This window comes from Nonomuraea sp. B1E8, assembly GCF_039871515.1.
Classification (GTDB): Bacteria; Actinomycetota; Actinomycetes; order Streptosporangiales; family Streptosporangiaceae; genus Nonomuraea.
In genome coordinates this window covers 69,784-94,330 of record NZ_JBDPLS010000010.1, presented here as the reverse complement: position 1 = coordinate 94,330, position 24,547 = coordinate 69,784, and the positions used below count along the sequence as shown (strand labels likewise).

General features: G+C 68.9%; 25 protein-coding genes. 15 read left to right on the top strand and 10 right to left on the bottom strand.

The genetic code is table 11. The annotated features are described in order from the left end of the window. Positions 1-5: 5 nt before the first annotated feature. Positions 6-734: an ABC transporter ATP-binding protein gene (locus ABGA98_RS29915; protein ID WP_347621749.1), complete on the bottom strand. Its 729-nt coding sequence runs from the start codon at positions 732-734 to the stop codon at positions 6-8. After that, a complete protein-coding gene (locus ABGA98_RS29910) occupies positions 731-1,237 on the bottom strand; it encodes a PadR family transcriptional regulator (RefSeq protein ID WP_347621748.1) in 507 nt (168 codons plus the stop codon). Before ABGA98_RS29910 ends, ABGA98_RS29915 begins: the two co-directional genes overlap by 4 nt. Positions 1,238-1,366: 129 nt before the next feature. Between ABGA98_RS29910 and ABGA98_RS29905 the strand changes: the two genes are divergently transcribed. The 9 genes from ABGA98_RS29905 (at position 1,367) to ABGA98_RS29865 (ending at position 10,336) form a co-directional block, all read left to right on the top strand. Next, positions 1,367-2,614 carry an ABC transporter substrate-binding protein gene (locus ABGA98_RS29905; protein WP_347621747.1) on the top strand — a complete coding sequence of 416 codons (1,248 nt, stop codon included), beginning with the start codon at positions 1,367-1,369 and terminating at the stop codon, positions 2,612-2,614. A gap of 7 nt (positions 2,615-2,621) precedes the next feature. After that, positions 2,622-3,944, top strand: a complete 1,323-nt coding sequence (locus tag ABGA98_RS29900) for an ABC transporter substrate-binding protein (RefSeq protein WP_347621746.1) — start codon at positions 2,622-2,624, stop codon at positions 3,942-3,944. Positions 3,945-3,956: 12 nt separating this feature from the next. Beyond that, entirely contained in the window at positions 3,957-5,333 is a 1,377-nt protein-coding gene (locus ABGA98_RS29895) for an ABC transporter permease subunit (RefSeq protein ID WP_347621745.1), read from the top strand. 59 nt (positions 5,334-5,392) lie between these two features. After that, complete coding sequence (locus tag ABGA98_RS29890) at positions 5,393-6,292, top strand: carbohydrate ABC transporter permease (protein ID WP_347621981.1); 900 nt, start codon at positions 5,393-5,395, stop codon at positions 6,290-6,292. Positions 6,293-6,390: 98 nt separating this feature from the next. After that, on the top strand, positions 6,391-7,068 hold the full coding sequence (locus ABGA98_RS29885; RefSeq protein ID WP_347621744.1) for a uracil-DNA glycosylase: 678 nt from the start codon (positions 6,391-6,393) through the stop codon (positions 7,066-7,068). A gap of 10 nt (positions 7,069-7,078) precedes the next feature. After that, on the top strand, positions 7,079-7,399 hold the full coding sequence (locus ABGA98_RS29880; protein ID WP_347621743.1) for a hypothetical protein: 321 nt from the start codon (positions 7,079-7,081) through the stop codon (positions 7,397-7,399). A gap of 161 nt (positions 7,400-7,560) precedes the next feature. Beyond that, positions 7,561-7,851, top strand: coding sequence for an MTH1187 family thiamine-binding protein (locus ABGA98_RS29875; RefSeq protein WP_347621742.1), 291 nt, complete (start codon positions 7,561-7,563; stop codon positions 7,849-7,851). A gap of 341 nt (positions 7,852-8,192) precedes the next feature. Beyond that, entirely contained in the window at positions 8,193-9,380 is a 1,188-nt protein-coding gene (locus ABGA98_RS29870; protein WP_347621741.1) for an FAD-dependent oxidoreductase, read from the top strand. A 59-nt stretch (positions 9,381-9,439) separates the two neighbouring features. Then, positions 9,440-10,336: an RNA polymerase sigma-70 factor gene (locus ABGA98_RS29865; RefSeq protein ID WP_347621740.1), complete on the top strand. Its 897-nt coding sequence runs from the start codon at positions 9,440-9,442 to the stop codon at positions 10,334-10,336. Between the two features lie 49 nt (positions 10,337-10,385). Here ABGA98_RS29865 and ABGA98_RS29860 read toward each other — a convergent pair whose 3' ends face one another. Both ABGA98_RS29860 and ABGA98_RS29855 read right to left on the bottom strand, forming a co-directional pair. Continuing rightward, entirely contained in the window at positions 10,386-10,601 is a 216-nt protein-coding gene (locus ABGA98_RS29860; RefSeq protein WP_347621739.1) for a heavy-metal-associated domain-containing protein, read from the bottom strand. Further along, positions 10,598-11,035 (bottom strand): nuclear transport factor 2 family protein, encoded by a 438-nt coding sequence (locus ABGA98_RS29855; protein ID WP_347621738.1) that lies wholly within the window; start codon positions 11,033-11,035, stop codon positions 10,598-10,600. The genes ABGA98_RS29860 and ABGA98_RS29855 overlap by 4 nt, the downstream gene beginning before the upstream one ends. A 75-nt stretch (positions 11,036-11,110) precedes the next feature. On the opposite strand from ABGA98_RS29855, the gene ABGA98_RS29850 reads away from it, so the two are divergent. Both ABGA98_RS29850 and ABGA98_RS29845 read left to right on the top strand, forming a co-directional pair. Beyond that, a complete protein-coding gene (locus tag ABGA98_RS29850) occupies positions 11,111-11,695 on the top strand; it encodes a TetR/AcrR family transcriptional regulator (protein WP_347621737.1) in 585 nt (194 codons plus the stop codon). 105 nt (positions 11,696-11,800) lie between these two features. Next, on the top strand, positions 11,801-13,396 hold the full coding sequence (locus ABGA98_RS29845; RefSeq protein ID WP_347621736.1) for an FAD-dependent monooxygenase: 1,596 nt from the start codon (positions 11,801-11,803) through the stop codon (positions 13,394-13,396). A gap of 32 nt (positions 13,397-13,428) precedes the next feature. Here ABGA98_RS29845 and ABGA98_RS29840 read toward each other — a convergent pair whose 3' ends face one another. Next, a complete protein-coding gene (locus ABGA98_RS29840; RefSeq protein ID WP_347621735.1) occupies positions 13,429-14,379 on the bottom strand; it encodes a hypothetical protein in 951 nt (316 codons plus the stop codon). Between the two features lie 149 nt (positions 14,380-14,528). Further along, positions 14,529-14,939 carry an ATP-binding protein gene (locus ABGA98_RS29835; protein WP_347621734.1) on the bottom strand — a complete coding sequence of 137 codons (411 nt, stop codon included), beginning with the start codon at positions 14,937-14,939 and terminating at the stop codon, positions 14,529-14,531. Positions 14,940-15,104: 165 nt separating this feature from the next. Between ABGA98_RS29835 and ABGA98_RS29830 the strand changes: the two genes are divergently transcribed. Both ABGA98_RS29830 and ABGA98_RS29825 read left to right on the top strand, forming a co-directional pair. Continuing rightward, positions 15,105-15,917: a helix-turn-helix transcriptional regulator gene (locus ABGA98_RS29830; protein ID WP_347621733.1), complete on the top strand. Its 813-nt coding sequence runs from the start codon at positions 15,105-15,107 to the stop codon at positions 15,915-15,917. Further along, on the top strand, positions 15,907-16,119 hold the full coding sequence (locus ABGA98_RS29825) for a DUF397 domain-containing protein (RefSeq protein ID WP_347621732.1): 213 nt from the start codon (positions 15,907-15,909) through the stop codon (positions 16,117-16,119). Before ABGA98_RS29830 ends, ABGA98_RS29825 begins: the two co-directional genes overlap by 11 nt. A gap of 79 nt (positions 16,120-16,198) precedes the next feature. Here the strand turns inward: ABGA98_RS29825 and treZ are convergent, their stop codons facing one another. Genes treZ through glgX form a run of 3 tightly spaced genes read right to left on the bottom strand, consistent with a single transcriptional unit; the run spans position 16,199 to position 22,143 of the window. After that, positions 16,199-17,923 carry a malto-oligosyltrehalose trehalohydrolase gene (gene treZ / locus ABGA98_RS29820; protein ID WP_347621731.1) on the bottom strand — a complete coding sequence of 575 codons (1,725 nt, stop codon included), beginning with the start codon at positions 17,921-17,923 and terminating at the stop codon, positions 16,199-16,201. After that, positions 17,913-20,057: a malto-oligosyltrehalose synthase gene (treY, locus tag ABGA98_RS29815; RefSeq protein WP_347621730.1), complete on the bottom strand. Its 2,145-nt coding sequence runs from the start codon at positions 20,055-20,057 to the stop codon at positions 17,913-17,915. Before treY ends, treZ begins: the two co-directional genes overlap by 11 nt. After that, a complete protein-coding gene (gene glgX, locus ABGA98_RS29810) occupies positions 20,050-22,143 on the bottom strand; it encodes a glycogen debranching protein GlgX (protein ID WP_347621729.1) in 2,094 nt (697 codons plus the stop codon). Before glgX ends, treY begins: the two co-directional genes overlap by 8 nt. A 190-nt stretch (positions 22,144-22,333) precedes the next feature. Here glgX and ABGA98_RS29805 point away from each other — a divergent pair, with 190 nt between their 5' ends. Both ABGA98_RS29805 and pip read left to right on the top strand, forming a co-directional pair. After that, a complete protein-coding gene (locus tag ABGA98_RS29805) occupies positions 22,334-22,906 on the top strand; it encodes a hypothetical protein (RefSeq protein WP_347621728.1) in 573 nt (190 codons plus the stop codon). 19 nt (positions 22,907-22,925) lie between these two features. Next, complete coding sequence (gene pip / locus ABGA98_RS29800) at positions 22,926-23,885, top strand: prolyl aminopeptidase (protein ID WP_347621727.1); 960 nt, start codon at positions 22,926-22,928, stop codon at positions 23,883-23,885. On the opposite strand, the gene ABGA98_RS29795 is transcribed toward pip, so the two are convergent. Further along, positions 23,851-24,399: a phosphatase PAP2 family protein gene (locus ABGA98_RS29795; RefSeq protein ID WP_347621726.1), complete on the bottom strand. Its 549-nt coding sequence runs from the start codon at positions 24,397-24,399 to the stop codon at positions 23,851-23,853. The two genes, pip and ABGA98_RS29795, sit on opposite strands and share 35 nt — an antisense overlap. Positions 24,400-24,547 lie beyond the last annotated feature (148 nt).

Genomic DNA, 24,547 nt, shown 5'->3' with positions numbered 1-24,547 from the left:
GTCGCTCACCGGAGGTCGATCACTTCGCCGGCGGTGCCCGTGCGCCTGCGGGAGATGCGGCCGTCGTCGACGATCTCCCCGTCGAACAGCGAGACCACCCGGTCGGCCAGGGCGGCCACGCGGGCGTCGTGGGTGACCATGACGATGCTCTGGCCCTCCTTGTGCACCTTGCCGAGCAGGCGGAGCACGTCGCGCGTGTTGCGGCTGTCGAGGTTGCCCGTGGGCTCGTCGGCCAGCAGCAGGCTGGGCTCGTTGGCCAGTGCCCTGGCCAGCGCCACCCGTTGCTGTTCGCCGCCGGAGAGCTGGGCCGGCGCGGCGTCGGCCCTGTCGGTCAGGTCGAGCGCGCCGAGCAGGCTCTCCCTGCGCTCGCGGGCCACCTTGGGCGAGACCCCGGCCAGCAGGGCGGGCAGCTCGACATTGTCGCCGACGGTCATGTTGGCGACGAGGTTGAAGAACTGGAAGACGAACCCGATCTTCCTGCGCCGCAACAGCGCCCACGCGCTCTCCGAAAGGGTGTCGACGCGCTTGCCGTCGAGCCAGATCTCGCCGCTGGTCCTGGCGTCGAGCCCGCCGAGCATGTGGACGAGCGTGGACTTGCCCGAGCCGGACGGACCCATGATGGCGACGAACTCGCCCGGCTCGACCTGCAGATCCACCCCGCGCACGGCGGGCACGGGAATGGCACCATCCTGGTAGATTTTGACCAGATTGACCGTTTTCAGCACGGTGCTCATGCCAGATCCTCCTGGCAACGTTCGAGCCAGTCAAGATCCGCCTGGAGGTGGAGCATGGCGCCCTCGATGAGCAGCGTCGCCACCCGGTCGGACGGGGAGGTGCGGTCGAGGAGGTCGTTGAGGTCGCTCATCAGCGACAGGTAGTGGCGGCGCTGCCTGTTGATCAGCGCCATGCGGTCGGCGATGCCGGTCAGCGGGGCGAGCACGAGCTTCATGAAGAACTCGTCGCGCACCCTGGGACCCTCGGTGGGCTCGTCGACCCAGGTGGTGAGGTGCTCGCGGCCCTTGGCCGTCAGGTAGTAGACCTTCTTGTTGGGCCGGTTGGACTGCTCGACGTCCACCGCCCTGACCAGGCCGTCCTTCTCCAGCCTGCCGAGGGTCACGTATATCTGGCCGATGTTGGGGGAGGGGTAGGCGCCGCCGAAGGTCTGCTCGAGAGCTTGTTTGAGCTCGTAGCCGTGAGCCGGCTCCTTGGCCAGGAGCGCCAGCAGGTGAAGCCGCACCGCCCCACCTCCCCGCTGTGTTACGCATGCGTTACGAAGATATCCGTTGACCTACAGATTACCGCTGTGCATAACATGAATGCATCTACCTAACACGTATGTAAACCCTCTGAACACCCGGAGGAAACAGTGCTCCGCCCGCTCGTGCTCCTGCTGGCCGTGGTCCTCACGGCCGGATGCGCGGCGGCGAGCGACGAGGGCGGCGGCGCGACGGGGACGGGCGGCACCGGGCCCATCACGTTCGCCACCGGACGCGACACCACGGCATACCTGCAGCCCCTGCTGGACCGCTGGAACCAGGCCCATCCGGCCGAGAAGGTGACGCTGCTGGAGCTGCCCGAGGCCGCCGACGAGCAGCGCGCCCAGATGGTGGCCAACCTCCAGGCCCAGAGCAGCCGATACGACGTGCTCGGGCTCGACGTGGTGTGGACCGCCGAATTCGCGGAGAACGGCTGGATCATCCCCCTGGAGCGCGGGTTGTTCCCGCTCGACAGGTTCCTGCCGCCGGTCGTGGAGACGGCTGTCTACAAGGGCAAGCTCTGGGCGGTCCCCTACACGAGCAACGCGGGGCTGCTCTACTACCGGACCGACCTGGTCGGCAAGCCGCCGAGGACGTGGGCCGAGCTTCGCGACCAAGCACGAAAGATCACGAAAAAGCATGACATAGACGGCTATGCCGGGCAGTTCCTGGCGTACGAAGGGCTCACGGTCAACTTCAGCGAGGCCGTGCAGTCAGCCGGCGGCCAGATCGTCAGCCGCGACGGCAAAGAGGTGACCCTCGACCCCGCCCAGGGCGCGACCGCCCTCGGCTTCCTGCTCCAGGGGCTGCGCGAGGGCTGGATCCCCGAAGAGTCGCTGAGCTACAAGGAGGAGGAGTCGCGCCTGGCCTTCCAGGAGGGCAGGCTGGCCTTCGCCCGCAACTGGCCCCACGCGTACGGCCCCGCGAAGGCCGAGCTGGGCGACAAGGTCGCGGTGACCAGGCTGCCCGGGCTCGACGGGCCGGGGTCGAGCACGCTGGGCGGCGCCAACCTGGCCGTCAGCGCCTTCTCCAAGCACCAGCACACCGCGCAGGAGTTCATCCGCTATTTCACGAGCCTGGAGAACGAACGCCGGGTGCTCACCGAGGGTTCGTTCCCGCCCGTGTGGACCGAGCTCTACGACGACCCCGCCCTCATCAAGCGCTTCCCCTACCTGCCAGTGCTCAAGGAGAGCATTCTCGCCGCCAAGCCACGGCCGGTCAGCGCCAACTACAACCAGCTGAGCCTGGTGATCGCCAGTTCGGTCGCCAAGGCCCTCGCCAACCCTGCCACCGAGTCCGCCGACGACGTCGCGGCCTCCATGAAGTCCGAACTCGAAGAGATCATCAGAACCCAGTGAGGCAGCCATGCGAAGAAGCAGAGCAGCAGCGATCCTGGCCGGGCTCGCGGTAGCCGTCGCCGCCTGCGGCAACGCGCCGACGACGACGGAGCCCGCCGCCTCGGGGTCGGCGCCGGCCACCGGCGGCGACAAGACGCTCGAAGGCGTGACGCTCGAGGTCGCGGCCAAGTGGACCGGGGCCGAGCAGAAGAACTTCGAGCAGGTGCTCAAGGCCTTCACCGACAAGACGGGAGCCAAGGTCACCTACGCCTCCACCGGCGAGGACACCGGCGCCTACCTCGGCCCCCGCATCCAGGGCGGCAACCCGCCCGACGTGGCGATCCTGCCGCAGCCCGGCCTGGTCCAGCAGTACGCCGACCAGGACGCGCTCAAGCCGCTGAACGACGCCGTCATCAAGGAGATCGACACCAACTACACCCCCTACTGGAAGGAGCTCGGCTCCGCCGACGACAAGGTCTACGGCGTGCTGATCAAGGCGGCGCACAAGTCGCTGGTCTGGTATCGCTCGCAGGCGTTCGAGGACGCGGGCGTACAGGCGCCGACCAACTGGGACGAGCTGGTCAAGGCCGCGCAGACCGTCGCCGACTCCGGCACGCCGCCGTTCTCCTTCTGCGGCGCCTCCGGCTGGACGCTGACCGACCTGTTCGAGAACGTCTACCTCTCCACCGCGGGCCCGGAGAACTACGACAAGCTCTCCAAGCACGAGATCCCGTGGACCGACCCCACCGTGGCCACCGCTCTGGAGAAGATCCAGCAGATCGTGAGCAAGCAGGAGTTCCTGGTCGACGGCGTCTCCGGCACCATGCAGACCGACTTCCCCACCTGCGTGAGCAAGGTCTACGGCACCAAGAAGGCTGCCATGGTCATCGAGGCCGACTTCGTGGCCGTCGAGGCCGACCAGTCGGGCGCCAAGGTCGGCGAGGAGGCGAAATACTTCCCGTTCCCCAAGGTCGGTGACACCGCCCCGGTCGTGCTCGGCGGCGACGTCGCGGTGGCCATGAAGGACTCCCCCGGCGCCATGGCCCTGCTGCAGTTCCTGGCCTCCAAGGAGGGCGGCGAGGTCTGGGCCAAGCTGCCCGGCTACCTGTCGCCCAACAAGAACGTCTCCCCCGACAACTACCCCGACGAGCTGACCAAGCAGCTCGGCCAGACGATCGTCTCGGCCGGTGACACCGTCCGCTACGACATGTCCGACCTGGCGCCGAGCGCGTTCGGCGGCACCGACGGCAAGGGCGAGTGGAAGGTGCTGCAGGACTTCCTGCGCGACCCGAGCGACGTCAAGGGCGCCCAGGAGGCGCTCGAAGCCGAGGCCAAGAAGGCCTGGAAGTAAAGAGGTAAGGCCGTGACCGAACGGTTGGACGGCCCGCAGGGCCCGCCCGCGAACGCCGCGGGCGGGCCCTCCACCGGACCGGCTGAAACCCCCCTACGCAAGCGACGCCTCGGCCCTTCCCCGGCGGTCGCCATCGCCTTCCTCCTCCCCGCGGCGCTGCTGCTGGGCATCTGGGTGATCTATCCGATCGCCTACTCCATCTTCAGGAGCCTGTTCGACGCGACGGGCACCGGATTCGTGGGGCTGGGCAACTACACCACGATCTTCACCGACGCCGGCACCCTCACCACCATCCGCAACAACCTGATCTGGGTGGTGGTCGCGCCCATCGTGGTCACCACGATCGGCCTGATCTTCGCGGTGCTGACCGAGCGGATCAGGTGGGCGACGGCGTTCAAGCTGATCGTGTTCATGCCGATGGCCGTCTCGCTGATGGCGGCCGGCGTGATCTTCCGGCTCGTCTACGAGGAGAGCCCCGACAAGGGCCTGGCCAACGCCGTGCTCACCACGGTGCACGACACGTTCTCCTCCTCGCAGGGCTACCCGGAGGCCCGCCCACGCGGGGGCGACGAGTCTCCGGTCGCCGAGCAGGGCGGCGCGGTCGTCACCAAGCAGCCCGCCCAGGCAGGCCGGCCCGTGCTGATGCCGATCGTCGGCGTCAAGCCGGAGCTGGTGCCGGGCGACGCCCAGCCCGCCAAGGCCCCCGCGGCCGGCGACGGGCTCTCGGGCACCGTGTGGTTCGACTTCACCCCCGGAGGCGGGGGCACGAACAACGCGGTCGACACCGCCGAGAAGGGCCTGCCCGGCATGGCCGTCGAGGCGGTGCGCGACGGCCAGGTCGCCGCGACCACGACGACGGCCGACGACGGCTCCTTCAGCTTCGAGGGGCTGCCCGCCGGCTCCTACGTCGTACGGCTGCCCGAGTCGAACTTCGAGGCCGCCTACGGCGGGCTGAGCTGGCTCGGCCCCACGCTCATCACCCCGGCGATCATCGGCGCGTTCGTCTGGGTGTGGGCCGGCTTCGCCATGGTGCTGATCGCGGCCGGGCTGGCGGCGATCCCGCGTGACGCGCTGGAGGCGGCCCGCATCGACGGCGCGAGCGAGTGGCAGGTGTTCCGCAAGATCACGGTGCCGCTGCTCTCGCCCGTGCTGCTCGTCGTCTTCGTGACGATGATCATCAATACGCTGAAGGTGTTCGACCTGGTCTTCATCATCGCGCCGGCCTCGGTCCAGCCCCAGGCGAACGTGGTCGCGCTGGAGATGTGGCGCGTGTCGTTCGGCGGCGGCAACAACCAGGGCCTGGGCAGCGCGCTGGCCATCTTCCTGCTCATCCTGGTCCTTCCCTTCATGATCATGAACATCCGCAGGTTCAGGAGGGAGGACACGTGAGCGAGCCCATCGACAGGCCCGGCACGCCGGACGCCGCGGGATCCGACGGGGAGGGGCACATGACCACGGCAACGGTCACGGCGCCGACCGGAACGAACGCGGGAGCGCCGCGCAGGAGCCTCGCCGGCAGGCTCGTCGACCGTCTCGGCGGCGGGGCGGTCCAGGTCGTGATGGTGCTGCTCGGCATCTTCTGGCTGGTGCCGACGCTGGGCCTGCTCGTCGTCTCGATGCGGACGTCGGAGGTCAACAACGCCGAGGGCTGGTGGACGATCTTCACCAAGCCGGCCGAGCTGACCATCGACAACTACGCCAACCTGCTGGGCAGCGGCTTCACGGCATCCTTCTGGAACACCGTGCTGATCACGGTGCCGACCACGGTCCTGGTGATCGGCATCGCGGCGATGGCGGCGTACGCGTTCGCGTGGATGGACTTCCGCGGCCGTGACACCGCGTTCCTCGTCGTCGTCGGGCTGCTGATCGTGCCGATCCAGATCGCGCTGATCCCCGTCGCGTCCCTCTATGGCGCCGCCGACATGTTCGGCTCGATCGCCGGCGTGGTGCTGTTCCACGTGGCGTTCGGGCTGCCGTTCGCGATCTTCCTGCTCCGCAACTTCTTCGTCGGCATCCCCAGTTCGCTGCTGGAGGCGGCGCGGATGGACGGCGCGTCGGAGTGGAAGATCTTCGCGTCGGTGGTCTTCCCGCTGGGCAAGCCCGCCATCGCCTCGCTGGGCATCTTCCAGTTCCTGTGGGTGTGGAACGACATGCTCATCGCGCTGGTCTTCGCCGACACCGGGAACCAGCCGATGACCAAATATCTGCAGTCGCAGATGCGGCAGTTCGGGTCGAACGTCGACATCCTCTCGTCCGGCGCGTTCCTGTCGCTGATCATCCCGCTGGTGCTGTTCTTCGCGTTCCAGCGGTACTTCGTCCAGGGCATGATGGCCGGCTCGGTCAAGTGACCTCGCGGGCGCCCGCCGTACCGATGTGATCATTCCGGTACGGCGGGCGCCCGCGTTTTGCCCGCAAGCCGTACCAGACATGGCTAAGCTTCACGGCCATGGCTGGTCGTCCCCTTCATGAAGTCGTCGAGGCCGGATGGGCGCGGGCGCTTGAGCCCGTCGCCGCGCAGATCGCCCAGATGGGCGAGTTCCTGCGTAAGGAGATCGCGGAGGGCCGGCAATATCTCCCGGCCGGCGCGCACGTGCTGCGCGCCTTCAGCCAGCCCTTCGACGACGTCAAGGTGCTGATCGTCGGCCAGGACCCCTATCCCACGCCCGGCCACCCCGTCGGGCTGTCGTTCTCGGTCGCGCCCGACGTGCGGCCGCTGCCGGGCAGCCTGGTCAACATCTACAAGGAGATGGAGAGCGACCTCGGCCTGCCCCGGCCGGCCAACGGCGACCTCACGCCGTGGGCCGAGCAGGGCGTGCTGCTGCTCAACAGGGTGCTGACCGTGATGCCCGGCAAGCCCGCCTCCCACCGGGGCAAGGGCTGGGAGCAGGTCACCGAGCAGGCCATCCGCGCCCTCGTCGCGCGCGACAAGCCGATGGTCGCCATCCTGTGGGGCCGCGACGCGCGCAACCTGGCGCCGATGCTCGGCGACGTGCCGCGCGTCGAGTCCGCTCACCCTTCGCCCCTGTCGGCCCGCAGCGGCTTCTTCGGCTCGCGGCCGTTCAGCCGCGCCAACGAGTCGCTCGTTCAGCAAGGTGCGACGCCTGTGGAGTGGAAGCTCCCCTAACATCATCGCCATGAGTGATGAACCGAAGTTCCTGCGTCTCACGGTCGAGCTGACCGTCGAGGTGCTCGATGTGGACGCATTGCAGGCGGCGGCGCTGGCCGAGGTCCGGCACCCCGACGCCGATCTCACCGAGGAGGAGCGCACCGAGCAGGCCGAGCTCGTCTCCTCCGACGACTCCGGCGCCTCCGCGCTGCAGTGGCTGATCGAGCCCGACCACGTGCTGCAGCTCGTCGACCACATCACCGAGATCGAGCCGCGTGAGGCCGTGCTCGGCGTGGAGCCGTCCGAAGGGCCGAGCGAGGAAGAGGAAGAAGAGCACGACCACGGGTGACGTCCGGCGGCATGGTCAGCGGCGGCCACGGCGTTCGACGGCGTCGTGGCTCTTCGCGAAGCTGCCGCTACGATCGAGAGCCCCGGCATGCCGGGCGCGGAGGAGCGGGAGCGACTGAGCGGCTCCTGCTCGAATCGGTCGTTCACCGCAGGAGGCACGTAGTGATCGTCGCATTCTCCATCACCCCGCTGGGCGTCGGCGAAGGGGTCGCCGAGCCCGTCGCCCGCGCCGTCCAGGTGGTCCGCTCCAGCGGGCTGCCCAACCGTACCGACGCGATGTTCACCACGATCGAGGGCGAGTGGGACGAGGTGATGGACGTCGTCAAGCGCGCGGTGGACGCGGTGGCGGAGGTCGCGCCCCGCGTGAGCCTGGTGCTGAAGGCCGACCTCAGAGAGGGTGTCACGGACGGCATGACGTCCAAACCGGAGTCCCTGGAACGCCATCTCTCCTGATCTCACTGGGGGCGGCCGGGGTCACCCAGGCGAACGCGTACAGACGAGGTTGAACGCGGACGGCGGCGGTTTGCCGGGAGTTTGTGCCGCTGGCGTGGTAATCGGAAACCCCACTCGTCCCTCAGCCTGATGGACGTCACCTCGCGCAGTGCTACGGGTAGCACATCGCATCGGCGGCTCAGGCAGGAGGGCAGCCCCGCATTTCACGCGGCGACCGGCGTCACGCAGCGATACAAAGACTCAGGGGGCTATTTCTTATGGTGTGATCTGCCTCACATGCTGTTACAACGATCGGTCACTCGGTGTCTTGATGCCAAACCCCGAGAAACGAAAGAGGCACCATGACCGAGAGCATCGATGCGGTCGTGATCGGCGGCGGATACGCCGGCGTCATGGCGGCCAACCGCTTGACGCAGCGTAACGATGTGACCGTGACCCTGATCAACCCGCACCCGGCCTTCGTCGAGCGGCTTCGCCTGCACCAACTGGTGGGCGGGTCCCACGACGCGGTCGTCGACTATAAAGACGTCCTGGCCAGGGGCGTCCGGCTGGTGGTCGACACCGTGACCAGGATCGACGCGGCCGGGCGCTGTGTGAGCTTGGCGAGCGGCGGTACGGTCGGTTACGACTATCTGATCTACGCCGTGGGCAGCGGCAGCGCCCACCCGCGTGTGCCCGGAGGGGCCGAGTTCGCCTACCCGATCGCCACCCTGGAAGAGGCACAGCGGCTGCGGCCGGTCATCGACGCCGCACCTGCAACGGCTGCGGTGACGGTGGTCGGGGGTGGTCCGACTGGTATCGAGACCGCTGCAGAGCTGGCGGAGGCCAACCGGACCGTGACTCTGGTGTGCGGCGGGATGCTGGGCCCGTACCTGCATCCCCGGGTTCGGCGCTCGGTTGCCAAGCAGCTGGCCAGACTCGGCGTGACCGTGCTCGTCGGGCCCAAGGCGAAGGTGACGGCGGTGACGCACGACACCGTGCAGCTCGGTGACGGCCGCGAACTGCCGAGCGAGGTGACCATCTGGACCGCAGGGTTCGGCGTGCCGGACCTGGCCGCGCGCAGCGGGCTGAGCACCGACGCCGTGGGCCGTCTCCTTACGGATGAGACGTTGACCAGCGTGGATGATGCGCGCATCGTCGCGGCCGGGGATTCGGCGGCACCGTCGGACCTGCCGTTGCGGATGAGCTGCCAGACCGCTCGTCCGCTGGGTGCGCACGCCGCCGACACGGTGCTCAGCCGGATCGCGGGCGAGCAGCCTGGGGCCATCAACGTGGGCTACTTCGGCCAGTGCATCGCCCTGGGTCGTCGTGTCGCCACCGCCCAGCTCGCCTCCAGGGACGACACCGTGAACAGGTTCTCCATCGGTGGTCGCCTTGGCGCGATGATCAAGGAGGGCAGTTGCAGGGGCATGGTCAAGGAGCTGGCGCGCGAGGGACGTAAGCCAGGAGCGTTCACCTGGTGGTTCAAAGATGACAAGCGCCAGCAGTTGCTGCAGGCAAAGCGCGGCGAGGCGCTGGCCACCCGCTGAATGAGCAGCTTCAAGGCGTCCGGCGGCCAGGGCCGGCCACGAAGAGGAGGGAGCCAGATATGAGCGATCCTGCCACTGACCCGGCGACCGAAGCTTTCGTCGCCCACCGCAAACTGCTCTTCACCGTCGCCTACGAGATGCTCGGGTCGGCGACCGACGCAGAAGACGTCCTGCAGGAAACCTGGCTGCGGTGGGTCAAGGTCGACGTGGGCCAGGTGCGCGACCAGCGCGCCTACCTGGTCCGGATCACGACCCGGCAGTCGCTCAACCGGCTTCGCACAAAAAGGCTCCGTAAGGAGGCCTACGTCGGGCCCTGGCTGCCTGAGCCGTTGCTCACCTCGCCGGATGTGGCTCAGGACATCGAGCTCGCTGAGAGCGTCTCGATGGCGCTCATGATTGTCCTGGAGACGCTGTCACCTACCGAGCGCGCCGTGTTCGTGCTGCGCGAGGCCTTTGACGTCGGCTACGACGAGATCGCGGCCGCCGTCGGCAAGAGCCCCGCGGCCGTCCGCCAGATCGCGCATCGTGCCCGCCGGCACGTCGATGCCCGCCGCCCTCGTCAGGCGGTCTCCCCGAGCCAGACACGAGCGGTGTTGGAGTCGTTCCAGCGAGCGCTCGAAACCAGGGACCTGCAGGGGCTGCTCGACGTACTCGCCCCGCAGGTCGTCCTCATCGCCGATGGCGGCGGCGCCAAGCAGCAAACACCGCGGCCCATTACGGGCTCCGAGAAGGTGGTCCGCTTCATCGTCGGCGGCCTGGGCAAGGCCGACGTCTCCCTCGCCTGTGACCCCACCGTCGTCAACGGCAACCCGGCACTCCTCGTACGCGTGGACGGCGAGATCGACGGCGCCCTGGCGGTCCGCGTTGAGAACGCCCGCATCACCGGCCTCTACTACGTCCGCAATCCGGAGAAGCTGACCCACGTCGAATCCGAGACCCCACTCACCCTGCGATGAACACCGGCGGCGGAACAGCCGCGGCCCGGCCCAGACGTGCGCTTGCGCGCTAGGCACGGGGGTCGGTGAGCTCGTAGCCCGCCTCCTCGACGGCGGCGCGCACATGCGCGAGGTCCAGCTCCCGGTCGCTGGTCACCGTGACCCGGTCCGCCTCGACGTCCACTCTCACGGCGGTGACGCCGGGGACACGTTCGAGTTCCTCGGTGACGGCGTCCGCGCAGTGCCCGCACGCCATGCCGATCACGGTGTAGGTGCTGGTGGTCACGCCGGCGCCTCCTGGTCGCTGAGCGCCGTCGCCTGGTCGGCCTTTCCTCCTGCGGGGACGGTGCGGGTGAGCATGTGTGCCCTGCGCATCCGCCCGTCCTCGGTGAACTGCCCGAAGAAGTACACCTCCATGGCGAACTCTTTCTTGCGCTGCTGCACGTGCAACGTGTAGCGCGCGGCGATCCGGTCGCCGTCCGCCACTGCTTCGTGCACCTCCATACGGCTGCTGGGCCGGTTCTTGCGCACCGGGCGGGTGTGCGCAATGAGTTTGTCCCGGTCCATCCGGTGGCCGTCGGCTATCTCGATGATGTCCGTTGTGTGGTAGCGGTCCACGATCGCCGCTGGATCCTCGTCGTCGCGCAGGAGCTCTTCGGAGAGGGAGGTGAAGAACTCCGTGATGAACTCTGCGGGGTTGCTGTCGCTCAATGGACGCATGGGGACTCCTGTCCGCGATAACTTTGACAGGATGTAAGCTATGCACAAGTGGTTAACTTTGGCAAGGTGTAAGAAATGAGTTCACCCCCGGGCCGCACTCGCCGTGCCGACGCCCGACGCAGCAGGGCGGTCATCCTGGACGCGGCGATCCGGCTGCTCAACGCCCGGCCCGACGCCAGCGTCGACGCCATCGCCACCGCCGCGGGCGTGACCCGCCAGACCGTCTACGCCCACTTCCCCTCGCGCCAGCGGTTGCTGGCGGCGGTGCTCGACCGGCTCACCGAGGAGACCGTGGACGAGATGGACGCCGCCGACCTCGACACAGGGCCGGCCGCCGACGCGCTGCTGCGGCTGATCGACGCCGGCGCCAGGACGGCCGGGCGCCATCCCGCGCTGATGCAGAAGCTCAGCACGCTGCCCGTTCCTCCAGGAGAGGACCAGGCGCGGCACACGGCGGTCGCCGACCGGCTCAAGCGCGTCATCGAGCGCGGCCTGCGGACCGGGGAATTCGACGATCGCCTCCCACCGGACTGGCTGGTCGCGGCCACCATCACGCTGAGCCACGCCGCGAGCGAAGAACGGACCGCCGGACGCCTGTCCGCCGCGGAGGCCGACGAGGCTCTCCGCGTCAGCCTGCTCCGGTTGCTCGGCGCGAAATGATCGCTACAGCCGGATCATTTCGAGATATATCTTGACCATCGCCTGGGACGCGACATATCGTGTTGCCCGTCAACGCGATAGTACGTGTTCTGGAGGTGGCGGGCAATGGAGCAAGAGCGGGTGCCGATCCTCGTGGTCGGCGGCGGGTATGCGGGGCTGAGCGCGGCGGCGCTCCTGGCCTGGCGGGGTGTGCCGGTCATCCTGGTCGAACGGCACCCGGACACCTCCATCCAGCCCAAGGCCTTCGGCGTCGGACCGCGGGCGATCGAGCTGCTCCGCCCCGTGCCGGGCATCGAGCAGGAACTGAGCGACATCTGGGCGGGCATCGGCGACAACCTGCGCATCGCCATCGCCAAGGACCTCGCCGACCCGGACCCTCACATGATCATGGAGGACGAGGCCGAGGAGCTGGCCTTCCTCACCGACATCACCCCCGTCGCCGTCGTGGGCGCACCCCAGGCCGAGATCGAACGGGTGTTGCGGCGCAGGGCCGAAGCGCTCGGCGCCGACCTGCGCTTCTCCACCGAGCTGGTCTCGCTCGACCAGGACGAGGACGGCGTGACGGCGCTGATCCGCGGCGAGGACGGGGAGCGCCTCGTGCGGGCGGACTACGTGGTGGCCGCCGACGGCTGGCGCAGCCCCGTACGCCGGATGCTCGGCGTGCCCACCTCGGGCAAGGGCGAGCTGGGCACCATGTGCTCGATCATGTTCGACGCCGACCTGACCGGGCTCGTCGAGGACCGTATGGTCACGCTCTGGTATCTGCAGAACGACGTCTTCACCGGCGCCATCCTCACCGGCACCGGAGTGGGGGCGCACGTGCTGGGCGTCAACCACGCCGACGGCGAGAGCGCGGCCGACTTCACCGACGAGCGCTGCGTCGAGCTGGTGCGGATCGCGACCGGGCGGCCGGATCTCGACGTGCGCATCCTGGACAAGACGACGTTCGCCCTGGGGCACGTGCTCGCCGACACCTATCGGGCCGGCCGGGTGTTCCTCGCCGGCGACGCGGCCCACACCATGCCGCCCACCGGCGGGCAGGGCGGCAGCACGGCGCTCCAGGACGGCTGCGACCTGGCCTGGCGGCTGTGGCTGGTGGTCACGGGCCAGGCCGGTCCGGACTTCCTCGACACGTACGACGCCGAACGCCGCCCCATCGGCGCCATGACCGCCGACGCCCAGCTCGCCAACCTGGGCGTCCGCATGCCTCCCGGCGCCCGCGAGGGCTATCCGGAGCCCCTCGAGGACCCCGCGGCCTGGCTCATCGGACACCGCTATCACTCCACGGCGATCCTGAACGAACCCGGCGACGACGGCTCGATCCTGGAGGATCCCCGCGTCCCGCAAGGGCGCCCCGGCAGCCGGGCCCCGCACGTGGTGCTCGACTGGGAGGGGCAGCGCATCTCCACCATCGACCTGTTCGGCTCCGGCTTCGTGCTGCTGGCCGCCAAGGAGGAGGGCCAGGCCTGGGTGGACGCCGGCCGCCAGGTCAAGGAACGGCTCGGCGTGCAGCTCACGCGGCTGCTCGTCGATGCCGAGCTCATGGACGTGAAGGGACGCTTCCAGGAGGTGTACGGCGTCAACAGGGGCGGCGCCGTACTCGTCCGGCCCGACGGATATGTGGCCTGGCGCTCGCCCGACCCCGTCGAGGACCCGGCAGCCACCTTGGAGAGGGTCATGCGCCAGATCCTCAGCCGCTGACCCGCCACAGCCAGGCCACCCGGCGAGGGTCGTCACGCGGCGAGGGTGGAGGACGGAGGGTGCATGCCCGCCAGGGAGGCGTGGGCGGGGCCCTGGGTGGCGCAGAGCCAGTCGTTGGTGGAGCCGGTGAAGCCCAGGGGCGGCCCGACCTTGAGGCAGGTGATCTGGCCGGTGCCGGGCGCGGGACCGACCTTCAACCGCCGGACGCCCGTGGGGCTCACGGCGTCGGCCTCGTAAGGGGTCAGCCGGACGCCGAAGGGGAGACCGCCGTCGGGCTGGTCGCACGGCTGGATCTGGAGGAAGTCGTCGATCCGGCGCTCGGTTGCCTCCGGATGGGCGGTGAGGTGGGCCAGGTGGTCGGCGACCAGGCGGCTGGCCACCGTACGCAGGAGGTTGGTGGCGCACAGGTTGTGAGCGCAGGCGGCGCCGTCAAGGGTGATCTCGGGCAGGGCGAAGCGGCACAGGCCGCGCGAGGTCACCCGGAGGCAGGAGCTGTCACCGGAATCCCAGGGCGCGCAGGCGGCGACCTCGTGGGTGCGGACGTCCCAGGCCAGCCAGTCGTCGTTGAGGTGGAACGTCGCAGGCTCGCCGGCGCACTGCCCGCAGGTGAGGATGGCGGCACCGGTCAAGGGGTCGATCAGCAGCCCGTCGCACTCGCGCGCCAGGGCTCTGGCCGCGGCCCTGGCCGCCTGCGCACTCGCGGGCAGCAGGTGCGGGGGCGCCGTGGCGGACACCACGACATGATGTTTCGCCCGCCGAAGGCGACGCCTCTCCTCGTCGCCGAGGTTGGCGCCGGTCGGTTTCCACGGGGTCGGATGGTACGTCGCGGTCAGGGCCCGGCTGCGCATGGCGCTGACCACGGCCTTCCTGTGAGGGCCGGCGACGCGCCAGGGCAGGAACGCGTCGACGTCGAACCGCAGGTGCTCCATGGCCACGACGAACCGGGACGTCAGCGCGCGGGGCAGGGGCAGGGTGATCTTCATGGCGACCTCCGGACGTATCGAAACGGTGAGGCGCTCAGGATCGATGAGGCCGGGAACCCTGTGGCAAGTAGAGCGACGTTCTGTGGATGACGCAGGGTTGTCCACAGAACAGCGGACGTCCACGCGCGGAACCACGCCGTGGCACGACATCAACGCAGCAGAGCCCACACCACGCGCTCGTTCACGCCGTTGACGTAGTGACCCCAGTTGCCGCACGTCATCCTGTCCACGATCAGAAGACCACGCCCTCCGTCGTCATCCGGCTCCCGTAGCGCCGGGACTGTTTCGCCATGACCCGGATCGGCGACCGAGAGAATGAATCCGTCGTGTTCCATGAATAGGCTTATCCGCACCCATCGATGCTCGTCGCTCATGCCGTACTCGATGGCGTTGGTGACCAATTCGTCAACGATCAACCTCAGATCGTCGACGCGCGGGTGCCGTGTTCCCACCCAGCCCGTGATCAGGTCCCTCGCTCTGGCAGGGATGCGCCGGGAATCTGCCCGCCCGATTACGAACGTGTGCCGTCCGAATTTCGGAGCCCGGGTTGCCACCTGCATGGAATCACCTCGAAACCTACATGCCGAAGCACGTCTGTGCGGCTAGGGATCCCCAGCATGACCTCCGGCCGTCGTGGATATCCACGGAAACTCCCCGCCAACGTACTCACAACTTGTGTTCAATATGTACGTGGGGATGTACGCAAGGCCGAGGGAAGGCAAGACATGGCGGAATATCACGTCAAATCAGCCGAAGCCACCAGGGAGGAATATCGGCAACGAATGCGCAATTATCGGACAGCCAAAGGTCTTACGCATGCCGGACTCGCAATGCTTCTCCCTGCCAGCGAAAGCCTCGTGGGGGCCGTGGAACGAGGCACCAGGTCACCAACCGAGGGTTTCACCCGAGCCCTGGAGAAGGCCCTCGGGCTGGACGGCGAATTGCTGGAGCTGCTTCCGGCCATCAGGTCACTCGCGCCCAAATGGTTCCGGCGGTGGCCGGCCATCGAGGCGAGCGCGCGGGTCATCAGAACCTACGAGCTGGCACTGATCCCAGGTCTTCTCCAGACCGGGGACTACGCGCGGGCCATTTTCAACGGCGAACCGAACGCGATACCCCCGGAAGCGGAGAAGCGCGTCAAGATCCGGCTACAACGTCAGGCCATCCTGTCAAGGCCGAACCCTCCCGCCACTTCCTTCATTCTGGACGAAAGCGCCTTGCGCCGGCAGGTCGGCGGCCGTGAGGTGATGCGGGCGCAACTCCGGTATCTGCTGGACATGATGACCCGTCCGTGTATTACCGTGCGGGTTGTCCCCTTGTCCTCCGGAGCGACGGCAGGTCTGATCGCTCCCTTCGTGATCGCACAGGACGACACGGAGACCGTGGGGTTCCTCGAGAATGCGGAGAGTGGAGAGGTCGCCAATCATCCAGACATGGTCCACTGCCTGTCCGAACGATGGGAGTTCCTGTCCGGCCTGGCACAGCCAACGTACGAGACCAAGAAGATCATCTGGGAAGTGATGGAGAATGGCCCCTGAAGAGGAGTTGGCGACTGCCACGTGGCGCAAGGCTCTGGCCAGTGGGGGGACCGGTGGCAACTGCGTGGAGGTAGCTCCCCTCAGCGGCGGTCGCGTCGCCGTGAGAGACAGCAAGAACCGCGGTGGCCCGGCTCTTGTGTTCACCGCAGCGGAGTGGGCTGCCTTCAAGGACGGCGTGTCCCACGGAGAGTTCGACTTCTGACCAGCACCACCGTTAGGGGGCCTGCGCCTTCGTAGGTCCCCCCTTTCATGCGCTACCCTCACACCGCCTGTCCGTACTCTCATGCCTCCGGGGGTGCAAGCGGGCGGCAGATCAGCAGGGACTGGCCCGGCAGGCGCACACCCTCCCCATCGGCCGCCACCGGCTCGTCCGAGGCCAGGACGATCGTGCCCGGCGTGAGGGGCAGCGTCACCGAGTCCGTGGCGAAGTTCACGAGTACGGCCAGCGACCCCCGCCACATGATCAGCCAGGTGCCGTGCGGGTCCGTCTGCACGCGCACCCGGTCGAGCCGCGGGTCCGACAGTTCGGGCAGGGCCCTGCGCAGCGCGATCAGGTCGCGGTACCAGCACAGCAGCGACCAGTGCGCCTCCTCCTTCACCTCGCCCCAGTCGAGTTTGCAGCGCAGGAACGTCTCCTCCTCGGAGGGGTCCGGCGCGTTCCACGCGTACCCGAACCCCTCGAACTCCCGCTCGCGCCGCGCCGCCTCGGTTTCGCGCAGCCGGGGCTCGACGTGGTCGGAGAAGAACAGGAACGGCGAGCGCGCCCCCCACTCCTCGCCCATGAACAACATGGGGGTGAACGGCGAGGTCAGCAGCAGCCCTGCGCCCAGCTTGAGCGCGGACATCGGCAGCCGGTCGCCCTGCGGCCGGTTGCCGATCTGGTCGTGGTTCTGCAGGCAGGCGACCAGCCGGTGTCCGGGGACGCCCGCGTAGGAGCGCCCGTGTGAGCGCCCGCGGAAGCTGGAGTGGGACCCGTCGTGGACCACTCCCGACGTCAGCGCCTTGGCCAGCGCGGGCAGCCGCGCGAAGTCCCGGTAGTAGCCGTGGGACTCGCCGCTCACCGCGCAGTGCAGGGCGTGGTGGACGTCGTCGTCCCACTGCGCCGTCATGCCGAGCCCGCCGGCCTCCAGCGGGCGCACCATGCGGGGGTCGTTGAGGTCGGACTCGGCGATCAGCGTCAGCGGCCTGCCGACGAAGCACGCCAGCGCGTCCACCTCCTCCGACAGCTCGGCCAGCAGGTGTCTGGCGCGCTTGTCGTGCAGCGCGTGCACGGCGTCCAGCCGCAGCCCGTCGATGTGGAAGTCACGCAGCCACTGCACCGCGTTGCCGATGAAGTAGCGCCGCACCTCGTCGGAGCCGGGCCCGTCCAGGTTGACCGCTTCGCCCCAGAAGCTTCCCTCAAATCCGGCGAAGTACGGGCCGAAGGGCCGCAGGAAGTTCCCCGACGGCCCGAGGTGGTTGTAGACGACGTCGAGGATGACCCCGATCCCCGCCCGGTGGCACGCGTCCACGAACGTCTTGAGCCCGTCGGGCCCTCCGTACGTCTCGTTGACCGCGTACAGGTCGACCCCGTCGTAGCCCCAGTTGCGCCCGCCCGGTACGGGAGCGACCGGCATGATCTCCACGAAGTCGACGCAGAGCTCGACCAGGTGCTCCAGCTTTTCCACGGCCGCCGCGAACGTGCCCTCCGGCGTGAACGTGCCGACGTGCAGCTCGTAGATCACCGCCCCGCGCAGGTCGCGGCCCTTCCAGTCGTGGTCGGACCAGAGGAAGCGGTCGTGGTCGTAGACGGCGCTCGGCCCGAAGACGCCCTCGGGCTGGCGGCGCGAGCGCGGGTCGGGGTAGGGCCCGTCGCCGTCGACCAGGAAGGCGTACGTCGTGCCGTGGCCCGCCTCGGCCACGTCGGCCGACCACCATCCCCCCTCGCCGGGGGACATCGCCCGGCGCCCGTCCATGACGTCCACCTCGACTGCCGTGGCTTTCGGCGCCCAGACCTCAAAGATCATGTCTCTCCAGGAGTGCGACCGGATACTGACCGAGCAGGTGCGCGAGCGGAATGCGCCCGGTGTGCCGAACGCCGGTGAGCAGGTCGCGCCAGACCCCCGTGGGCAGCGTCAGCGTCGTGGCGCCCCAGCCCGTCGCGGCCAGGCGTACGGGGAGCCGGGTGGCGACGGCGACCGCGCGCGGCCGCTCGCCGGAGCCCTCCCCGCCCCTGGCGAAGGCGATCACGTGCTCCGCCGCCCGCCCTTCCGCCGGCAGCGGCAGGTACGCCCCCGCGCCGCCGAGCCGCCGGCGCAGCCGCAGCGCCTGGGTGGTCACCAGCTGTTTGGCCGTGTCCCATGCGGTCACGGGCTTGGGCGGGAAGGACACCGGACGCCGGTTGTCCGGGTCGACCAGCGAGAAGTCGGTGATCTCGTTGCCCTGGTAGACGTCGGGCACGCCGGGCATCATGAGCTGGACGAGCTTGGCCCCAAGGGAGTTGCACATCGCGTACGGCTCGATGCGCGCGGTGAACTCCCCCACGGGCAGCCGCACGGCCGCCTCAGCGAAGTCCCGCAACTTCCGCTCGTAAGACGGATCCGGATTCACCCAGGAGATGGCGGTTTTCGCCTCGCGAGCGGCCTTCAGCAGGTAGTCCGTGAACCGCTCGGCCGAGATCGGCCACGCCGCCATCAGGTTCTGCCAGGCCAGGTAGTCGAGGCACGGGTCGAAGCTCAGCGCCGACGACCACTCCGACACGGCGGCGGCCCACTCCTCCGGCAGCTCCGACAACACCGACAGCCGGGCCCGCACGTCTTCCGACCGTTTCGTGTCGTGCGTGGACAGGGTGGTCATCGTGTACGGCCACAACCCCGCGCAGAAGTCGTGGAAGTCCTCCACCGGGACGCCGAACACGTCAGGCTCGCCGCCCACCTCGTTGAGGCAGGCCAGCGGGTACCACCGGTAGAGCGCCGTGTCCTCGACGCCCTTGGCCATGACCGGGCCGCAGGTCTGCTGGAAGCGGATGATCGCCTCGGCGGAGCCGTACAGGACCTCGCGGACGAGGGGGCGCACGGCGGGAGAGCACGCCTCGGCGGCCATCTCGACGATCTCGACGGACTCGGGCGGGGGCTCCTCCCCCGGCACGATGTACGCGCGGTAGACCGGCATCGCGGCGAGCAGCTCGCGCACGGCGGCGGGATCGCAGGAGGCGGCCCTGGCCAGCCGCTCCACCTCGGAGCCGAAGAACAGGTCGAGCACCTCGCGCTTGGCCCGCGCCATCACCGGACGGTAGTCCGCCGGCTGCCCGGTCCGCTCGCTGAAGAGCCGGACGAGCGGCTCCTTGCCCGCCGGGTCGACGAACAGGCCGTTGACGCGGTTGAGCACGTCGTAGCCGGTGGTGCCGTCGCAGGCCCAGTCGTCCGGCAACCGCTCGGGACCGATGAGGATCTTCTCCACGACCGTCCACGCGCTGCCCGCGCGCCTGCGCAGCCGTTCGAGATAGCCGCGCGGGTCGGCGAGCCCGTCGGGATGGTCGACCCGCAGGCCGTCCACCAGCCCCTCGTCGAGCAGCCAGAAGATCACCTCGTGCGTGGCGAACAACACCGCGGGATCCTCGACCCGCAGCCCGATTAACGACGACACGTCGAAGAAGCGCCGGTAGCCGGGGCCCTCGCGCCAGCCGACCAGCCGATAGTGGCCGGGGTGGGGGAAGGCGTGCTCGTGGTAGCGCAGCACGTCGCCGTCGACGACGGGCTCGACGTCGTCCCCCAGCACGGGCAGCGCCACCGTCCCGTCGACCCAGTCGATGTCGAACCACCGCGCGTACGGCGAGGCGGGCCCGTCCTTCAGCACCGACCAGAACTGCGCGTTCACCGTGTTCATGTGGTTGGGCACGATGTCCACGACCACGCCCAGGTCGTGCGCGGCCAGGTGCTGGGCCATCTCCCTGAACCCGGTCGCCCCGCCGAACTCGTCCCTGATCCTGGAGTGGTCGGTGACGTCGTAGCCGTGGCGCGACTCCGGGGTCGACTGCAGGACCGGCGACAGGTAGACGTGGCTCACGCCGAGGTCGCGCAGGTAGCCGGCGATCTCCGCCACCTGGGCGAACCCGAAGTCGGGCGTCAGCTGCAACCGGTAGGTCGACGTGGGCCTAGACACGGCGCAGCACCTGTACGCTGCGGCCCGGCACCGCGACCGCCTCGCCCGCCTGGCACATCCGCGCGCCCACGTCGATGGGCATGGCCGTGTCGATCTCTGTGTGCCACATCTCGCCGTAGTCCTTGGGGATCGTGAACTGGAGCGTGTCGTGGTGCGCGTTGAACAGCAGCAGGAACGAGTCGTCCCTGATCGGGCGGCCGCGCCGGTCGGGCTCGGTGATGGCGTCGCCGTTGAGGAAGACGGCCAGCGACTTCGCGTAGCCCACGTTCCAGTCGCTGTCGGTCATCTCCTCCCCCGAGGGGGTGAACCAGGCGATGTCGCTCAGCCCGCGTACCGGCTTGCCGTAGAAGAACCTCCTGCGGCGGAAGACGGGATGTCGCTTGCGCAGCTCGGCCAGGCTCTGGGTGAACTTCAGCATCAGCCGGTTCGCCCGCACGTCCGACCAGTCGACCCAGGTCAGCGCGTTGTCCTGGCAGTAGCCGTTGTTGTTGCCCTGCTGCGTGCGGCCCAGCTCGTCGCCGTGCGAGAGCATCGGCACGCCCTGGGAGAGGAAGAGCGTGGTGAGGAAGTTCCGTTTCTGCTGCTCGCGCAGCGCCTCGACGGCGTCGTCCGCCGGGCCCTCCGCGCCGCAGTTCCACGAGCGGTTGTCGTCGGTGCCGTCGCGGTTGCCCTCCTTGTTGGCCTCGTTGTGCTTGCCGTCGTACGAGACGAGGTCCTGCAGGGTGAAGCCGTCGTGGCAGGTGACGAAGTTGATCGAGGCGGCGGGGCGGCGGCTGTCGGCCTGGTAGAGGTCGCTCGACCCGGTGAAGCGGGAGGCGAACTCCGGCATCGTGGCCGCCTGCCCGCGCCACAGGTCGCGGATCGTGTCGCGGTAGCGCCCGTTCCACTCCGTCCACCGCGACGGGAAGTTGCCCACCTGATAGCCGCCGGGACCCACGTCCCACGGCTCGGCGATCAGCTTGACCTGCGACAACACCGGGTCCTGCTGCACCAGGTCGAAGAACGAGCTCAGCCGGTCGACCTCGTGCAGCTCCCGCGCCAGCGTCGAGGCCAGGTCGAAGCGGAACCCGTCGACGTGCATCTCGATGACCCAGTAGCGCAGCGAATCCATGAGCATCTGAAGGACGTGCGGCGAGCGCATGAGCAGGCTGTTGCCCGTGCCGGTGGTGTCGACGTAGTAGCGCTTGTCGTTCTCGACCAGCCGGTAGTAGTCGGGGTTGTCGATGCCCTTCAACCCCAGCGTCGGCCCGAGATGGTTGCCCTCGGCGGTGTGGTTGTAGACGACGTCCAGGATGACCTCGATGCCCGCCTCGTGCAGGCCCCGCACCATCGCCTTGAACTCCAGCACCTGCCCGCCGCGCTGCCCCTGGCTGGAATAGCGGTTGTGCGGCGCGAAGAACCCGATCGAGTTGTAACCCCAGTAGTTGGACAGGCCCCGCTGCTCCAGGATGTGGTCGGTGACGAACTGGTGCACCGGCATCAGTTCAAGGGCCGTCACGCCCAGCTTCGTCAGATGGTCGAGGATCTCCGGGTGGTGCAGTGCCGCGTACGTGCCGCGCAGATGCCTGGGGATCTTCGGGTGGCAGATCGTCAGCCCCCGCACGTGAGCCTCGTAGATCACGGTGTCGTGGTACGGCCTCGCGGGCGGCCGGTCGTGCCCCCACCCGAAGAACGGGTTGATCACGATGGACCGCGGCACGTAGGGGGCGGAGTCGAGGTCGTTCCTGGTGTCCGGCTGGCCGAAGCGGTAGCCGTACACCGCCTCGTGCCAGCGCACCCCGCCCTCGATGGCCATCGCGTACGGGTCGAGCAGCAGCTTGGCCGGGTTGCACCGCAGCCCGTGCGCCGGATCGTAGGGCCCGTGGACGCGGTAGCCGTAGCGTTGACCCGGGCCGATCCCCGGCAGGTAGCCGTGCCAGATGAACCCGTCCACCTCGGTGAGCGGCACCCTGGACTCGGTGTTGTCCTCGTCGAACAGGCACAGCTCGACCTTGTCGGCGACCTCGGTGTAGAGCGAGAAGTTGGTGCCCGCGCCGTCATAGGTCGCCCCGAGTGGATAGGGGTCTCCCGGCCAGATCTCGATCATCGAGGCTCCCTTGCGGTCTCTCCCCATGTTCTGTTCCCCTGCTCCCCCGGACAAGCCCGGACCCCAGTGATGACCTTCTACCTTCCCCCCATCGCCTCTTCATTACTCCGCTGAACGTTCACCCAGGTCAAAAGGGTGCGCCGCGCCCACCCGATGCGCGGGCGCGGCGGCGGTCCGACAAGATGGACGGATGAGCGTTGAGTTGATGGTCTGGGACGAGCCTGAGCCGATCGGCAGGGACCAGGCGCGCGCCACCTACCTGGCGGTCAAGCGGAGCGAGCCCGGCGGAGGTGACGTGCCGGCCGTCGCCAAGGAGCTGCCCGGGCGGATCACGGCCTATCCGGGCCACGTGCTGGTGACGATGGACCTCGACACGATGGACGAGCTGTCCGCCAAGGTGTTCACCATCGCGCGGGCGCACGGGCTGGTCTGTTACGACCCTCAGCGCGACCTCGTGCACAACGTGGCGCCGCTGGGCGTCTACGAGGGCATGCAGCTGCACACGGGCGACGGCATGGTCGTCCACGACCCCGACCTGGCGTTGGTGCACGACGTGCTGGGCACGCTCTCCCCGCAGAACCCGTTCGCCGCCCTGGTGAACTTCGGCCGGCACTTCCTGCAGGTCTCCCCCGGCTACGAGCTGGAGTACAAAGAGGGCACGCTCGTCAGCACGACGGTGCCGGACCTGGCGCAGGTGCGGCAGGTGTTCCACGAGTACGCGACCGGCGACCGGTCGTTCCTGACCCGCCACACGTGGGCGTGAAATGGCAGGATCGGGTGGCATGAGAACTCTGTACCCGCCCATCGAACCGTACGACTCCGGCCTGCTCGACGTGGGCGACGGCAACCAGATCTACTGGGAGGTCTGCGGCAACCCGGAGGGCAGACCCGCCGTCATGCTGCACGGTGGCCCCGGCGGCGGGTGCAGTGCGAAGCACCGGCGGCAGTGGAATCCCGAGCTGTACCGGATCGTCCTGTTCGACCAGCGCAACTGCGGCCGCAGCCGGCCGCACGCCTCCGACCCCGCCACCGACCTCGCCGCCAACACGACGTGGCATCTGGTGGCCGACATGGAGCGGCTGCGCGAGCACCTGGGCATCGACGCCTGGCAGGTGTTCGGCGGCTCGTGGGGCAGCGCGCTGGCGCTGGCGTACGCCCAGACGCATCCTGAGCGGACGACCGAGCTGGTGCTGCGCGGGATCTTCACCCTGCGGCCCCAGGAGCTGAGGTGGTTCTACCACGAGGGCGCCGCCCAGCTGTTCCCCGACCTGTGGGAGCGTTACGTCGCGCCGATCCCCGTCGAGGAGCGCGGCGACCTGATCGCGGCGTTCAGAGCCCGGCTGGAGGGCGACGACGCGCAGGAGCGGCTGGCGGCGGCCAGGGCGTGGGCGCAGTGGGAGGGGGCCACGGTCTCGCTGCTGCCGGATCCCGAGCGGGTGGCGGAGTTCGGCGAGGAGGAGATGGCCGTCGCCTTCGCCAGGATCGAGAACCACTACTTCCACCACGGCGGCTGGTTCGAGCCCGAGCAGCTCATCAGGGACGTCGGCAAGATCCGGCACATCCCCGCGGTGATCGTGCAGGGCCGCTACGACGCCTGCACGCCCATGGCCACCGCCTGGGAGCTGCACAAGGCCTGGCCCGAGGCCGAGTTCCACGTGGTGCCCGACGCGGGGCACGCCTACTCCGAGCCGGGCATCCTGGACCGGCTCATCGCGGCGACAGACGGCTTCGCGCGAGCCTGACCGCAGGGGTGACCGCTCCCACCGCCAGCAGCGCGAACAACGGCGCGAGCACCAGCCCGAGCACGAAGCCCGCGGCGACGTCGTGCGGATAGTGCACGCCGACGAACACCCGCGAGAACGCCATGACGGCCGCCAGCGGGAACACCACCCAGGCCAGCGCGCGCCAGACCAGCACGAGCGTGGCCGCCGCGCCCGCCGAGATCACGGAGTGGTTGCTGGGGAACGACCAGTCGTCCAGGGGCGGGCAGGCGGCGATCGTCGCCACCCCGCCCCTGCACGGCCGGTCCTCCCGGACGATGAGCTTGACCACCTCGCTGACGACGTACGCCAGCACCACCCCGGCCGGGCCGGCGATCACGAGCGCCAGGTCACGTGCGGGCCCTCGCCACGCCCGCCAGGCCGCCACCCCGAACAACGCCACGAACACGAATAACCCGGCGTCCGTGCCCACCTCGGCGAGCACGTGGAGCCACGCGGGCGTGGCCAGGGCGAAGTCGACAATCTCGTCGTACACAGGCGTCCAATCGGTGAATGAGCGATGGACACGACCTTACGAACAGAGATCATCAGATGCCTCCATCATGAGATGGAAAATCCGGAAAAGCCTCGGCCGAAAGTCCGAGAGCCTTCGTCCGGATGGGCAGGCGGCGGATCATGGTGTG